This is a genomic window from Vibrio sp. TBV020, from assembly GCF_046056895.1.
GTDB lineage: Bacteria > Pseudomonadota > Gammaproteobacteria > Enterobacterales > Vibrionaceae > Vibrio.
On record NZ_JBEEAQ010000001.1, the window covers coordinates 992,186 to 1,008,035 of the forward strand.

Annotated in this window: 7 protein-coding genes and 1 riboswitch; of the genes, 6 read left to right on the forward strand and 1 reads right to left on the reverse strand. The window is 46.9% G+C overall.

Annotation, left to right across the window (positions count from 1 at the left end; translation table 11 throughout):
- Positions 1-140: 140 nt before the first annotated feature.
- Positions 141-10,571: a VCBS domain-containing protein gene (locus AAFX28_RS04220; protein WP_408685928.1), complete on the forward strand. Its 10,431-nt coding sequence runs from the start codon at positions 141-143 to the stop codon at positions 10,569-10,571.
- Positions 10,572-10,581: 10 nt separating this feature from the next.
- On the opposite strand, the gene AAFX28_RS04225 is transcribed toward AAFX28_RS04220, so the two are convergent.
- Entirely contained in the window at positions 10,582-11,472 is an 891-nt protein-coding gene (locus AAFX28_RS04225; RefSeq protein ID WP_408685930.1) for a LysR family transcriptional regulator, read from the reverse strand.
- 152 nt (positions 11,473-11,624) lie between these two features.
- A riboswitch (TPP riboswitch) is annotated at positions 11,625-11,734 on the forward strand.
- Between the two features lie 101 nt (positions 11,735-11,835).
- Between AAFX28_RS04225 and thiD the strand changes: the two genes are divergently transcribed.
- From thiD to tenA, 5 genes are read left to right on the forward strand one after another with little or no spacing between them, the layout of a single operon-like run.
- A complete protein-coding gene (gene thiD / locus AAFX28_RS04230; RefSeq protein WP_408685932.1) occupies positions 11,836-12,666 on the forward strand; it encodes a bifunctional hydroxymethylpyrimidine kinase/phosphomethylpyrimidine kinase in 831 nt (276 codons plus the stop codon).
- Entirely contained in the window at positions 12,656-13,408 is a 753-nt protein-coding gene (locus tag AAFX28_RS04235; RefSeq protein WP_408685934.1) for an ABC transporter ATP-binding protein, read from the forward strand. Before thiD ends, AAFX28_RS04235 begins: the two co-directional genes overlap by 11 nt.
- The gene (locus AAFX28_RS04240) at positions 13,401-14,201 is read left to right on the forward strand and encodes an ABC transporter permease (protein WP_408685936.1); all 801 of its coding nucleotides are present in this window, start codon (positions 13,401-13,403) and stop codon (positions 14,199-14,201) included. The genes AAFX28_RS04235 and AAFX28_RS04240 overlap by 8 nt, the downstream gene beginning before the upstream one ends.
- Before the next feature lie 14 nt (positions 14,202-14,215).
- Positions 14,216-15,166, forward strand: coding sequence for an ABC transporter substrate-binding protein (locus AAFX28_RS04245; protein WP_408685938.1), 951 nt, complete (start codon positions 14,216-14,218; stop codon positions 15,164-15,166).
- A complete protein-coding gene (gene tenA / locus AAFX28_RS04250) occupies positions 15,166-15,828 on the forward strand; it encodes a thiaminase II (protein ID WP_408685940.1) in 663 nt (220 codons plus the stop codon). Before AAFX28_RS04245 ends, tenA begins: the two co-directional genes overlap by 1 nt.
- The last annotated feature ends 22 nt before the right edge of the window (positions 15,829-15,850 follow it).

Genomic DNA, 15,850 nt, shown 5'->3' on the forward strand with positions numbered 1-15,850 from the left:
AATTAGCATCTATCTGTTATTTCAGCGTTTTTCCTACTCTTTTTATTGGCCCGCTATTTGCCATATCTAATGTCCACACCTTGATCCACTAAGCAGTCGTTTGTGGCAAGTGTTCAGATAAGACGATAAAGGAGTTGGTTATGGCGCAATCAATAAACCTACCCAAAGGGGCACAAATTGCGATTGGCAAGGATGGCAACGCTAGAGTGCTTTTAGCAGGCGAGTTCCCACAGCCTGGAGAGATCGCCGTACCAGCATCGGAACTATTTGAACAATTCCCTGAACTTGGTGCAAATATCGCGACTGATCTGGAGCAAACTCCACCTAACGATTCAGATATCGACGAAATTACTCGTTTATTGGAACAAGGTGTGGACCCAACTTCGATTGATGACTTTGCTACCGCAGCGGGGGCGAATGAAGGAGCGAGTCTGACTGCGCAGGAGGGGATTGAACGTGACGGAACTGAGAAAATTGCTTCTACGCTGTTTGAGACCGCAGCAGCACGTGAAGAAAGTGAACTGGACACGCCTTCCCTGTTTGATGATCCAAGTTTTCAGACTCGTAACCTTGCGCCATTCGCTGCAATTGAGTCTCGTACTTATGCCGAAGAATCGGGCTCTAACGCACTTTCTATTACGCTCCCCTTTGATTTAGACGATGAAGCCTTAATCATAACTATTACAGGGCTACCATCCCTAGGGCGCGTGACATTGGAAGATGGAACGCCAATCGTACTAAGTCAAGAGCTGACGATTGAACAGCTCACTTCACTCCAATTTGAAGCCCCTGACGAAGTGGACAATGCTGGAGAGATTGCTGGTCTATTGGAATATACGGTCGATGATGGCGCGGGCTTATTTAATAGTGTTCAACCTGGGTCAGTTCAGATCCTCCTTACTCCCATCAATGATGCGCCGATTGCCTTTGACAGTGAAGGTTCTGTCATCGAAAACCAAACTCTAGAAGGGCGCTTACCAGACGGTGAAGATGTTGATGGCACGATCGTGTCTTATCAATTATTGGCAAGCCCCGAACTGGGCAATGTCACGGTAAACACTGACGGTTCGTTCGTGTTTGAGACCGGAACCGATTTTGATTTTTTACCAGAAGGTGAGACCACCCAAGTATCTTTCCTCTATTCCGTTACTGATGATGGTGGCCTAGATAGCCAACTGCAGACTGTGACGATAACGGTTACAGGCGTGAACGATGCCGCAGTTATTGCTGGCGTCGATTTTGGTCAGGTTATCGAAGATTCTCAAGGTGCAGAGCTGACAGATTCAGGTCAGCTAACAATCAGTGATGTCGATGGTGCGCAAGAAGAAGTGTTTGATATCAACAGTGTCGTGCCTTCAACGGGTGTTCTTGGTCAGCTTGATATTGATGAAACCGGCCTATGGCAATACAGAGTAAACAACGCGGATGTTCAATATTTAGGGGAAGGGGAAACCAAACAAGAGTTATTTACCGTCAGTTCGGCTGATGGCACGGAGCACACCGTGACGGTTACCATTATTGGTGTGAACGATGCGGCGGTGATTGCAGGCCAAGATACCGGCAGTGTTAAAGAAGATGAATCTACACCGCTTTTAACGGAATCTGGCACATTAACCATCAGTGATGTGGACGGTGCAGACGAAGAGCTGTTTGTACCGGAGTCTTTGACTGCTCCGGAAGATGCGATTGGTACACTGACTATTGATCAAAATGGTCAATGGAATTTCGAGTTGGATAACAGCTCAATACAATATTTGGGCGAAGGGGAAACCATCACCCAAGTTTACACAGTCGAGTCAATCGATGGCACATCACATCCGATTACCATTCAAATCATCGGAACCAATGACGCAGCGGTAATTACGGGTGATGATGTCGGCACGGTAACTGAAGATGAGTCCACCCCACAGCTTATTGATACTGGCTCACTCCGCATTTCTGACGTGGATGGCGAAGCTGAAGAACTTTTCGTTGCTGCCACAGGAATCACCAGTACAGGCGCTCTAGGTAGATTAGATATTACTCAAGATGGCGATTGGACCTACACGGTTGATAATGCTGATGTTCAGTACTTAGCAGAGGGCGAAACTAAGGTTGAAACCTTTACAGTAGAATCACTTGACGGCACAGAGCATACCGTGACCGTCACCATTATTGGCGTCAACGACGGTGCAGAAATTGCCGGTGATGATGTTGGGGCTGTCACCGAAGACGATGACACGCCACTGCTGACCGATTCAGGCACGCTAACCATTTCAGATGCCGATACAGGCGAAGCCCAATTTAAACCAAGCAGTGTGGTTGCATCAGCAGGTGCTCTAGGGGCACTGACCATCAATGCGGCGGGCAACTGGGATTACCAAGTCGATAACGCCGATGTGCAATACCTCGGCGAGGGCGAAACCAAAGTTGAAACTTTTACCGTTGAATCCCTTGATGGCACAGAGCATACCATTACCGTGACTATTACTGGCGTCAACGACAGTGCAGAAATTGCTGGTGATGATGTTGGTGCAGTAACCGAAGATGAAAGTACACCACTTCTGACCGATTCTGGCACCTTAACCATTTCAGATGCCGATACAGGCGAAGCAGAATTTAAACCGACCAGCGTGGTGGCATCAGCTGGGGCGCTAGGGTCATTGACCATCGATGAAGCGGGTAATTGGAATTACGTCGTTGCCAATGATTCAGTGCAATATTTGGCTGAGGGCGAAACCAAAGTAGAAACCTTTTCCGTTGAATCTCTCGACGGCACTGAGCACACCATTACCGTGACCATTACTGGTGTCAACGACAGCGCAGTAATTGCTGGCGTTGATTCCGGCGAAGTAACGGAAGATGACAGTAATCCTCTCCTGATTGACTCCGGCACTCTAACCATTTCGGACGCTGATGCTGGCGAAGCGGAATTTAAACCAAGTAGCGTGGTCGCCTCTGCGGGCGCATTGGGCTCACTCACCATAGATGCTTCAGGTAACTGGGACTACCAAGTCGATAATGCCAATGTGCAATATTTGGCAGAAGGTGAAACCAAAGACGAGACTTTCACTGTTGAATCACTTGATGGCACGCAGCACACCATTAGCGTGACCATTATTGGCGTCAACGACAGCGCCGAAATTGCCGGTGATGATGTGGGTGCAGTAACTGAAGATGCTGATACTCCACTCTTAACTGACTCAGGCACCTTAACCATTTCAGATGCTGATAGCGGCGAAGCCGAATTTAAACCAAGCAGCGTGGTTGCCTCTGCGAGCGCATTGGGTTCATTGACCATCGATGCAGCAGGTAATTGGGATTACCAAGTTGATAACGCTGACGTGCAATACCTAGGCGAGGGTGAAACCAAAGTTGAAACCTTCACCGTAGAATCGCTCGATGGTACCGAGCACACCATTACGGTGACCATTACTGGCGTCAATGATGCTGCGGTGATCTCAGGTGACGATGTTGGCACGGTAACCGAAGATGAATCTACTCCACAGCTTATTGATACTGGCTCCCTGCGTATTTCTGATGTCGATGGTGAAGACGAAGAGCTTTTCGTTGTTGCCACAGGCATAACCAGTGCCGGCGCTCTAGGTAGCTTAGACATTACCCAAGATGGCGATTGGACTTACACGGTTGATAATGCTGATGTTCAATACTTAGCAGAGGGTGAAACTAAGGTTGAAACCTTTACCTTAGAATCACTCGATGGGACAGAGCATACCGTGACCGTCACCATTGTCGGCACCAATGATATTCCTACTATGCTGGGAGATCTTACGGGTGAGGTGAAAGAGGAAACGACTCTACAAACCACAGGTACGCTTACCCCAGTCGATGTCGATAATGGGGCAACGCACACTTGGGCTCTAGTCGGAGAAACGGATTCGACCTACGGTTCAATATCAATCGGTGAACAAACGGGTGAATGGACTTACACCCTTGATAATAATGCCGCACAACCATTGGCTGAAGGTCAGGAAGTACAAGAGACCTTTGTGGTTGAAGTGGATGATGGACTCGGTGGAACATCGCAACAAAATATCGTCATTACTATTGAAGGGACCAACGATGACCCTGTGATCAGCGGTGACGACAGCGGCAACACCGTAGAGGATTTAATGCTGGTAGCGGATGGTTCACTGAGCGTTGAAGATAGTGATTTGATGGATACTCACACTTGGTCAATTCAAGGTAATGGTCAAGGCAGCTACGGCAGCATCACTATTAACCAAAACGGTGAGTGGGAATACACACTCGATCCTAGTTTGACTCAGTCGTTTGAACACGGCGAGCTCTACGAAGAACAAACGTTCACAGCTATCGTCAATGACGGTAAAGGTGGCACGGATAGCTTCGAAATTGATATCGACATTCTCGGCCAAAATGATGCGCCGGATATTTCAGGTCGTTCAACTCGAACTATCTGGGAAGACGATGGTAGTGGCGTTCGAAGTGGTACTTTAAACACTGGCGACCCTGATGTGAATGAAGTACACACTTGGTCGATTGTTGGCGACCCCAATGGACAATTTGGTTCACTGACTCTCGATCAAAACGGGGTGTGGACTTACACCTTAGACACCAATGCTACGCAAGCGGCCAATACCCAGGCACTCTCGCTCAATCAAAGCGTCAAAGAGTACTTTATGGTTCAAGTGGTTGATAAGCATAACCAAGTAGACACCCAGCAAGTGGTTGTCACGGTGAAAGGTCGCAACGATGCACCAGAAATTGATGGTGTGCTAGTGGGCACGGTGACCGAAGATGATGTGCTGCCAGTAACCACTTCAGGTCAACTTAATCACAATGATGTTGATGGGTTGGATGACCATGTTTGGTCACTGCAAACCAATCAAGGCCAATATGGTTCGATGCAAATCGACGCTAACGGTGAATGGACTTACACCTTAACCAATGGTCACTCGGCGGTTCAAGCCTTGCTGCCAGGTGAAACATTGACTGAAACCTTCTTGGTCACAGTTACTGACGACACCAATGACAACAAATCTTGGAACAATGCATCCGACACTGAAACCATCACCATCACGATTGAAGGCAGTAATGACACACCAAGCATCACTGGTGGCACGACTGGCAGCGTGATTGAAGATACGCCAGCGAAAAGTAGCGCAACAGGCAAGTTGTTAGCCATTGATATTGATACCAACGATGCGCATAGCTGGAAGGTGGTTGGTGAAGATATTAACGGTGAGGCGAGTGGCCTATATGGCATACTAACCGTCGATGATAACGGCCAATGGCTGTATCAACTCGACAGTACCCGTTGGAGTACCAAATCTATCCCACCAGGCACGACAGAGGTGGATTCTTTCGAAGTCGAAGTTACGGACATTAACGGCGCAACAGAAACCATCACGGTTGATATTTCGGTAGCGGGTGTTAACACTACACCTGATATTGTACTTGGTGATACGCCGACGATTGTTGAAGATGATGTGCCAAATACCATCAGTGGCACCTTTGGTTCGGGCGATCCTGATGTTGGCGACTCTGCGGATTGGACTGTTATCTCAAACGGGAGCTATGGCAACTTTGTTGTTGATGCAAATGGCGATTGGATTTACACCCTCGATAATGGCAACAACGCTGTCAATCGACTTGATGAGGGCGATCTTCTTCAAGATACGGTGCAAATCAAAGTTGTCGACCGATTTGGCGAAGTGTCGATTAAAGATTTCACCATTGATATCGAAGGCAACAATGACGGTCCTAGTATCAAAGGGGATGTAGCGAAAACCATCCGAGAAGATACCGCCAGCTTCAGTGGTCAATTGCAAGATGGTGATCCAGACGCTCACGATACTCACTTATGGTCACCAAGCAATCTAGTCGGTAACTACGGCAGCTTTACCATGACCTCTAGCGGTGCTTGGGTCTACTCACTCAACAATGCACTCGACGAGATCCAAGAGCTAAATCCAAATCAAACCTTGCAAGAAAACTTCACGGTTGAAGTGGTCGATAGCTATGGTGAAACCGACAGTCGTGATGTGGTGATCACCATTCGTGGTACTAATGATCTGCCAACGGTGTCTGGTGATATTGCTGGGACATTTGTCGAAGACCAAGTCGCTCCATCTATCACGGGTGTGATGACCTTGTCAGACATAGACGATGCCGACACACCAAGTTTTATTGCCAATAGTTACCAAGGTAATTTTGGTCAGTTTGATATTAACCAAGCGGGCGAGTGGAGCTTTACTGCCTACCCAAACTCACTGGATGCAATGAAACGTGAAGAAGTAGTCTCAGAAGTCTTCACTGTGATTGCAGAAGATGACTTTGGTGGCGTCATCACTCAATACGTCACCATCAACATTGAAGGGACTAATGATGTGCCTGTCATCACTGGTGACAGCTCAGGCAGTGTTATTGAAGATGGTGCTAACTTTGGTGCGATTGACTTCAGTTCAACCAGTGGCCAGTTAACTTCATCAGATATGGATAAAGACAGCTCTGTTGTCAGTTGGGCGATTGAAAATGGCACTGATCCGGGTGACGCCGATTATGGCGTTGGTACATACGGTATTCTAACTCTTGGCAATAATGGCCAGTGGGTATATCTACTCAATAATAGCGATCCAGACACTCAAGCACTCAACCTCGGTGATATCGCCCAAGAAACCTTTTATGTCTCTGCAACCGACAATGATGGTGGTGTCTCAGAGTGGCACCAGATCACCATTGATGTACATGGACAAAATGAAAACGGCTTTGGTGGCGGAACTGGGCCGGGTACAAATTTAGGTACGATTAACACTACAGTCTTTGAAGACTTACAACCGACAAGCTCTGGATCTATTGACCCTGCGTACACCATTAGTCAGGTTTCCCCATTGTCAGGTGGAGTATTTGGTGAACTTGATTTTACGTCGCCATCCAGCTGGGATTATCAGCTATTTAACAACAGCAATTTGGTGCAGGGGCTCGCTGAAGGGCAAAGCATTACGGAAACGTGGACGATACATACCACTAGTGGCGATCATTATCGTATGAATGTAGAGATTACTGGCACTAATGATGAACCAGTCATCACCTTTACGGATTCACTCGTGACGGAACCGGCGCCAGGTGTGACTGTACAAGTGGGTGAAGTGACCGATGAGGTTTCTCCACAAGCATCCGGTGTTCTTGGTGTCGATGACCCAGACAATGGCGACACGCACACATGGTCACTGGATCCAACTACCCCTTCATCAGGCACGTACGGCGCTTTGACACTCAATGCAGACAGCGGTGAGTGGGTGTACGTCTTGGCCGATAATGCTGCGGTTAACGATCTTGCTCATGGAGAAACGGCCACTGAAACCTTTATCGTGACGGTTACCGATAGCGAGCTTGCGACTGATACACGAACCATTACCTTGCAAGTAACAGGCGTGGGTGAAGACGTACTGGTTGTGGACCCTGTGATTGAAACGCTCACCATGACAGAAGATGTTGATGACCAAGATGGCAGCGATGACGGTCTGTACACTGCTTCGGGTTCTCTAGCGGCACCAACAGACTTAGGCGACAACCCAACCTGGACCTTAGTCGATGGCTCGGGTCAATACGGCAGCATCAGTGTGGATGCGAGCGGTAATTGGGTTTACACCTTAAACAACAGCAGTAATGCGGTTCAGTCACTGCAAACCGGTGAAACGGTGCAAGATACCTTTACGCTTTATGTTGTCGATGAGCATGGTAAAACCGTTGTTGATGGTAGTGGCCAACCTCAGTTGATGGAATTTACCGTGGATGTTCAGGGTAGCAATGATGCGCCAAACATTACCGGCGATTTAGCGGAGTCAACCAATGCCAACAATACCTCAACTCTTTCGGGTAACTTGCAACCGGGCGATGTCGATACCAATGACAGCCATATCTGGACGGCGGTTAGCCAATCTGGTAACTACGGCCTGTTTAGCTTAGATGCCAACGGCCAATGGACCTATGACTTAGATGAGAGCTTAGCGGTTCTGATTGAACTTAATGGTCGAGATTCAGCGCCATTAACCGAAACCTTTACCGTTAAAGTGGCCGACAGTTTAGGTCTGGAATCTGAGAAAGACATTGTCGTTACCATTAATGGTGTCAACGAAACCCCAACCATCAGCGGTGATGCCAATGCTGCACTGAGTGAAGATGGTGTATTGACTCAAACCAAACAGCTTATTGGCGGCGACGTCGATAGTGGTGATACCGTGACCTTTGGTGCTAAGTCACTCAATGGTACCTATGGTTTGTTTATTATTGATGCGACCGGTGAGTGGAGCTACACCATTTATAATGATGAGCCGCATCTGCAAGCTCTAGCTGAAAATGAGGTGGTGACTGAAAGCTTTACTGTATTCGCTACAGATGACCTTGGTACAGAAGTCAGCCAAGTGGTCACGGTTTCTGTCACTGGTTCAAATGATGCTCCGATTTTATCGGGAGATACGCAGGGTATTGTGCAAGAAGCGTCAGGCAGTAATGCGTCAGGTAAGTTGGTGGTAAGCGATGCTGACATCGGAGACAGTGCCACTTTCACCATCGTTGCTAACGGTAGCTTAGGTACGCTTCAGGTCAACGCTCAAGGTGAATGGACTTATGTTGTCGATGATACTGCTCCTGCGGTTAATGCGCTGGCAGTGGGAGAAAGCACTACAGATACAATTCAAGTCAAAGCGGTTGATAGTGAAAATGGCGAATCTAATATCGTAGACATCACTATCACCATCAACGGTACCAATGATGCGCCTAATATTGTTGCCATAGCGACTCAGGAAGTGACAGAAGATACCCTGTTAACTCTTTCTGGCACCTTTGATAGTGGCGATCCAGATACCTCAGACCCTCACTTTTGGTCAGTGTTCAGTTCGGATGCTCGAGGCACGCTAACGGTGAATCAGACTACCGGTGCGTGGGACTTCGAGCTAAATAATTCTCATGCTGATATTCAATCCTTAGCGGCGGGCGAAACCCTAATGCTCAACTACACCATTCAAGTGATGGATGAGCTGGATGAAACAGACACCCAACTGGTTGAATTTGAAGTGACGGGTACCAATGGCGCACCGAATGTTGTTACCGCAAGTAGTACACTGACCGAAACCATCAATGCAGACAGTGCGATTACATCGGCAAGTGGTAGCATTGTTATAGATGATGAAGACACCAGTGATACACACACCTTCGCCTTGACCGGAGATGTGCAAGTGCTGACTAGTAGCTTTGGTGAAATCACGATTGACCGTACAACTGGTGCATGGAACTACACCCTCAATGTTGCTGCAGGACTGCTGCTTAAAGATGAGTTGGTGAATGATACCTTTACGGTCACGATTGATGACCAGAATGGTGGCGTGATTACTCAAGTGCTAACCGTGAACATTCAAGGTACCGATGATGCGCCTGTGATTACCGGTTCGGCGACAGGTCAGGTTCAAGAAGATTACCTCAATCAAACGTCTGGGCAGCTTGCTGCGACAGACACCGAAACTGACACTGGCGATCTTACATGGCAGTTGGTGAGCAACTCAGTCGGTCAGTACGGTACGTTGAGCTTTAATCCAACAACTGGTGAATGGGACTATCAACTCACTCCTGGCTCAACCAATGACTTAGTCGCTAGTGCCACGGACACGGATGAGTTTATTGTTGAAGTGTCGGATGGCGTAAAAACTACGCAGCAAGTCATAGCGATTACTGTGATTGGTAATGCAGCTCAACAAGGTGGTGTTGGTTATGACTTGCTACAAGCAAGCAGCGCTGATGAATGGTTGTGGGGCGGTCCAAATGACGGTTCTGATGCAGGGCAAGCAGACCGCTTCGCTTGGAGTGACTCTACGGTTGGTACATCGGCGCAGCCAGGTACCGATTACGTGAAAGATTTTGATGCTGGTGAAGATATCATTGATCTATCAGGCTTCGTCAATGCTAACGATGTTTGGCAATCAGTCGCAGTAGCGCAGCAAGTGAACATCGATGAGGTTGGAACTGATACACAAATTAGCTTGTTCGATAACAATCAAAATTTGGTTCAAACCATTACTTTACAAGATGTATTAATTAGCGAACTGACCAGTGAAGATACTTCGAGTATGACTCAAGCTGAGCTGCTGAGTACCTTATTCAGCGAACAAGCGATCACAATCTCTCAAACCTATGGGCATGAAGGGGACGATACCTTAACTGGCAGCGCAAGTGATGACATCTTATTAGGCGGGCTGGGCGAAGATACCTTTGTCATGCTGAGTGAGAATGCAGGCACAGCGTTGAATCCAACACAAGACACCTTAGCGGACTTTTCAGTCAGTGATGACATCATCGATTTGTCAGACTTACTGCCAGATGCACCGAACATGAATGATCTGTTTGCTCATATCGATGCAACTGTGATTGATGATATCAATGACCCTAACGACGACGCACACACTTTGTTAGAAGTCACCGATGAAAACGGCGGACAAACCAATATCAAGATCAATGATATGGGCTACAGTGAACTAGGCTTAGGTACGGGGGCCACCGACGACGCCATAGTTACTGCGCTGGTGGAGCAGTTGAAAGTCATTCAAACCGACAGCTAAATACGATTGTCTAGCTACTCAGTTGCTCTCGAATTACCTCTTTAACCGTTTCAAAACGTGCAGGAAGTTGTCGATGACGCTTAGTTAATAAATAAAGTGTCTCGATCACTTCTCGCTTTGGTTGGTAAATTGCAATGTCATCTCTTAAAGGAAAAGTGTCTAATGCACTCTTCGGCAATATCGTAAACCCATGGCCTTTCGCAACAGGAAGTAGAATCTGGTTGAGTTGGTTCACGTACCCTTTGATGGGTAGTTGGTGAATGTTCATCGCTGTCAATTCTGGTTCACCACAGCGTGAAAAATAGAGCGTTAAGTAGTGCTCAGAATCTGGGTGGCGGATCAAACCAATCTGTTTTAGCTTCTCTTCACTTAGGCTCTTTGTTGCCACAGATTTAGGCAACATCAAGCAAAGAGGTTCTTGCCCAAACTTCTCAGACTCTATACGCGGGTCGGATGGTTCATGAGTCACAATACCTAAATCAACATCCCCAGAAATCACTTCTGCCAGTATCTTATGGTGTGGTGCGGCTTCTAAATGAGTAATCAGTTTCGGGCATTTACATTGTAAATCGAGGAGGTGAGGGTAGAGCAAGAGTGCCAAAGAACCAGAACAAGAAAGAGACACGCTACCAGTGCACGGGTCATCTTGATTCAATGACAGTAGCATTTGTGTCTGTTGGGTTTCTAATTGGCTCGCATAGTCATAGACGGTTTTACCTGCCTCTGTAATTTCAAAGCTCTTGTTATGTCTTCTGATCAGTGGATGGCCGCAAGCTTGTTCTAACTTCTTGATATGCTGACTTACGCCCGGCTGAGTCATAAAAAGCTTGTCAGCTGTTTTAGTAAAATGACCAGTATCGATAAGGGTAACGAAGGTTTTTAACCAGGTAGGGTTCAACATAGTTGTTGCTCATAAGAAAAATTTATCCTGATGAGTTTAAACCATAACAAAAGATTGAGAAAGAGAAGGCTCCACGTCTCCATTTAAATGATTGAACACGGATTTTTCAGAGCAAATGATGCAATTCCTTTAATTTTATTGTTATCATCAGCGGGAAATAGTCGGGGAGCCTAACCAATTTGGAAAGGGCTGAGATCGCATAGCGAGACCCGTTGAACCTGATTCAGTTAGCACTGACGTAGGGAACTATGCGCATCTCACCTTATTGGTTGAGTGCACTCGTATCCGATAAAATGATCATATCTTCCTGATCCTTTCTTGTCGTGGCCGAGAGTTCCTGTACGTCTTGTAGTAGGAGCAACAATGCCACATTCACAAGACACAACTCCAATCGTATTAACCATTGCAGGCTCTGATAGCGGCGGTGGTGCTGGTATTCAAGCGGATATCAAAGCGATGTCCGCCACAGGCAGTTATGCTTGCTCGGTAATCACGGCAATCACATCTCAAAACACCCAAGGCGTGAGCGCGATTCACCCAATTCCGTTAGAGCATATCTCTAGTCAGCTGGATGCTGTATTTACTGATCTCAACGTAGCCGCTGTTAAAGTTGGTATGTTGGCGGATTCTCAAATCATCAAAGTTGTCGCTGATAAAATCCGTCAATATCAACCTAAACATCTTGTTGTTGATCCAGTCATGGTCGCAACAAGCGGCGACTTATTACTTGAACAAAGTGCCATATCAACTTTAAAGCAAGAGCTGCTGCCTCTTGCTGATCTCATTACTCCTAACTTGCCTGAAGGTGCTGCTTTAATTGGTGGCGATGTGCCGCAGGACGAAGACCAAATGGGAGCGATGATTGAGTCTCTTCGCGCTCTTGGTGCTAAAGCAGTGTTGCTTAAAGGAGGCCATTTAGAGAAAGACGAAAACAGCAATGACCTACTGATCTCAGCCGATAACAGTGAGTTGTTGAGCGCTAAACGTGTACAAACCAAGAACACTCACGGTACAGGTTGTACGCTTTCTTCTGCGATTGCTTCTTACCTTGCTCAAGGCAATTGCCTTCATAAAGCGGTCTATCTAGGCAAGCAATACATATCCCAAGCAATTGCACATGCTGACTTATTGGATGTCGGCCAGGGTCATGGGCCTGTGCACCACTTCTTTTGTGGCCACACCAATGTGCGCTGATGCGATAGGCATTGAACTGCGAGCTGCGTATTTAAAGTATCTTGATAGTGATTCACCGACATTGTCAGGGCTAAACATGTCGATTCCTCAAGGGGAGTGGACGTGCTTACTTGGCCGAAGTGGTAGTGGTAAAACGACATTACTTCGCTATCTCGCGGGTTTACTTGACGATAAGGTTGAGGTGGGAGGGTTGATTTCGTTAAGCCGTGGCGATGATTTAGATGATCAAATTGCGTATATGGCACAGCAAGATCTGTTACTTCCTTGGCTAAACGTTGTGGATAACGTTCTATTAAGCCGTAAATTCTCTACCCAGCAAACTATGGGTGAACGTGAGCGAGCGTTAACGTTACTTGAGCAGGTCGGCTTAGCTGGCTATGCAAAGGCGATGCCTTCACAACTATCGGGTGGGATGAGACAACGCGTCGCGCTGGCGAGAACTCTGATGCAAGACAAACCCGTTGTATTAATGGATGAGCCTTTTTCAGCGCTCGATGCGGTCACTCGTTATAAGTTACAAACCCTGTCAGCTTCATTGCTTAAAGATAAAACTGTGATTTTGATTACTCACGATCCTCAAGAGGCGATTCGACTCGCGCACACGCTTTACTTATTGCAAGGCTCGCCTGCGAAAGCTCAATCGTTAGCAGTGCCATCCACTTTGCCACCAAGAGTTATCGATGGTGAATGCGCTGCGTTGCAACAAACGATTTTACAGAGCTTGGAGCTGGACTATGAATAATCTCACCGACTTAAATGTGACTAAACCGAGCTCAAACATAAAGCCGTTAACCAATCACTCTCTTTTTCGAGGTGTACTATCGCTGCTAATGATTTTGGGTTTGTGGCAAGCCGTGGTGATGGTTTTCGATATGCCTAGTTTTATCTTACCGTCACCAATGGAAGTACTTAGCCGGTTGTTTACACGCTTTGATGTTTTGATGAAGCATACATTAGTGACAGGTCAAGAGATTGTACTTGGGTTGCTATTGGGTCTATCAATGGGGTTGTTCTTCGCGTTGCAAATGCTGCTGTTTAAACCTCTTAAGCGTTGGCTTCTGCCTATCTTGATCGCGAGCCAGGCTATTCCTGTGTTTGCGATTGCACCTGTGCTCATGCTTTGGCTTGGTTACGGCATTGCATCGAAAGTTGTGATGGCTGCGATCATCATCTTTTTTCCAGTGACGACCTGCTGCTATGACGGTTTACGCAATACACCTACCGGCTACTTAGATCTCGCTAAAACCATGGGCGCAACTAAGTGGCAGCTGCTTAAACATATTCAATTGCCCGCTGCATTACCAACACTGGCATCTGGTATACGTGTTGCGGTCGTTATTGCTCCGATTGGCGCCGTAGTAGGCGAATGGGTTGGGTCAAGTGCTGGCTTGGGTTACCTAATGCTTCAAGCCAATGCTCGCATGATTATCGATGAGATGTTTGCTGCGCTATTTATTCTGGCGCTGCTTTCTGTCTCGCTCTATTTCATCACAGATAAATTACTCAAAAGATTTATTCCTTGGGAAAATCAATAAAGAAAGGATACTCAGTGAAAACAACAAAAACACTCAGTGCAGTGGCACTACTTACATCTCTATTTTCAGTTAATGCATTTGCCGCAGATAAAGAGCTAACGCTGATGCTCGACTGGTTTGTTAACCCGAACCACGGCCCAATTGTGATCGCTAAAGAGCGTGGCTATTTTGAACAGCAGGGCATTGAAGTAAATATTCAAGAGCCTGCGGACCCGAGCACGCCGCCTAAACTTGTTGCGGCAGGAAAAGCGGATATGGCGATCTCTTATCAGCCAAGTTTAACTATTGATGTGGCTGCAGGACTTCCATTGATTCGTTCGGCAACGCTGATTGCAACGCCACTGAATACGCTGATGGTTCTTGATAACGGCAAAAACGATAACTTGGGCGATCTAAAAGGTAAGAATATTGGTATTGCTATCGCGGGTAACGAAGAAGCGACCATCGGTACAATGCTAGGCCAAGAGGGCGTGAAGTTCTCAGAGGTGAACATCATTAACGTTGGTTGGGCGCTGTCGTCTTCATTAGCATCTGGCAAAGTGGATGCAATTTGGGGCGGTCTACGTAACTTTGAAACCAACCAATTAGAACTGGAAGGATACAAAGCAAAAGCATTCTACCCAGAGGAGCACGGTGTTCCGGCCTATGATGAGCTGGTATTTGTAGCGAATGCAAAAACACATGATGCTGAAGCTATTAAGGCTTTCAACAAGGCTTTAGAGCAAGCAACAACCTATATTGTTAACCACCCAGAAGCGTCGTGGAACGAGTTTGTGGCGTACTCTCCTGACACCTTGAATAATGAACTTAATAAACGTGCTTGGAACGATACTCTGACTCGTTTCGCACTGCGTCCATCAGCGGTTGATCTAAAACGTTACGACGATTACGCCGAGTTTATGTATTCACAAAAGCTGATCCAAACTCTACCGAAAGCAGCGGATTACGTACCGGAGTTTAACTAATGAAGTATCAAGACCTAATTGCTGCTTGTGAGTCAGATTGGAACGAATACACACAGCATGACTTTGTGCAGAAACTGGCTTTGGGCACTTTGCCTCAACCAAGCTTTCTTCACTATCTAAAGCAGGATTTCTTGTTTTTGAAGCAGTATGCAAGAGCGTATGCGCTGGCTATTTATAAGGCTCGAAACTTGGACGATATGCGTCGAGCATTGCCGAGTGTTCATGCTCTGCTTGATTCAGAAATCGCTCATCATGTCACTTACTGTGGCCAATGGGGATTAACAGAGTCGGACCTAGAGAATGAGCCTGAAGACTTTGGAACCGTTGCCTATACTCGTTACGTGCTTGATGCTGGAATGACGGGCGACTTAGTGGAGTTATATGCAGCATTGGCGCCGTGTTCAATCGGCTATGCTGTGATCGGAAAAGCTCTGCTAGAACGTGACAAAACGGTGCTAGAGGGCAACCCATATCAAAGCTGGATTGAGCTGTATGGCGGTGAGGAGTTCCAGTCAGGTGTGGCTTCTGGCGCAGAGCACTTCAACCAACTGCTGGAAGAAATTGATATCAACAGCCAGCGCGGCCAGAACCTTATTCAAGTGTTCAAAACCGCAACCCGTATGGAAGTTGCCTTTTGGCAGCAAGGGTTGAATGTAAGCTGATTGCAATTAGGTTAGCGCTCAA

What these genes read in the sequence shown, in the direction of transcription:
- AAFX28_RS04220 (WP_408685928.1), top strand. Translation starts at nt 141, where the DNA reads ATGGCGCAATCAATAAACCTACCCAAAGGGGCACAAATTGCGATTGGC.
- AAFX28_RS04225 (WP_408685930.1), bottom strand. Translation starts at nt 11,472, where the DNA reads ATGTTGAACCCTACCTGGTTAAAAACCTTCGTTACCCTTATCGATACT.
- thiD (WP_408685932.1), top strand. Translation starts at nt 11,836, where the DNA reads ATGCCACATTCACAAGACACAACTCCAATCGTATTAACCATTGCAGGC.
- AAFX28_RS04235 (WP_408685934.1), top strand. Translation starts at nt 12,656, where the DNA reads ATGTGCGCTGATGCGATAGGCATTGAACTGCGAGCTGCGTATTTAAAG.
- AAFX28_RS04240 (WP_408685936.1), top strand. Translation starts at nt 13,401, where the DNA reads ATGAATAATCTCACCGACTTAAATGTGACTAAACCGAGCTCAAACATA.
- tenA (WP_408685940.1), top strand. Translation starts at nt 15,166, where the DNA reads ATGAAGTATCAAGACCTAATTGCTGCTTGTGAGTCAGATTGGAACGAA.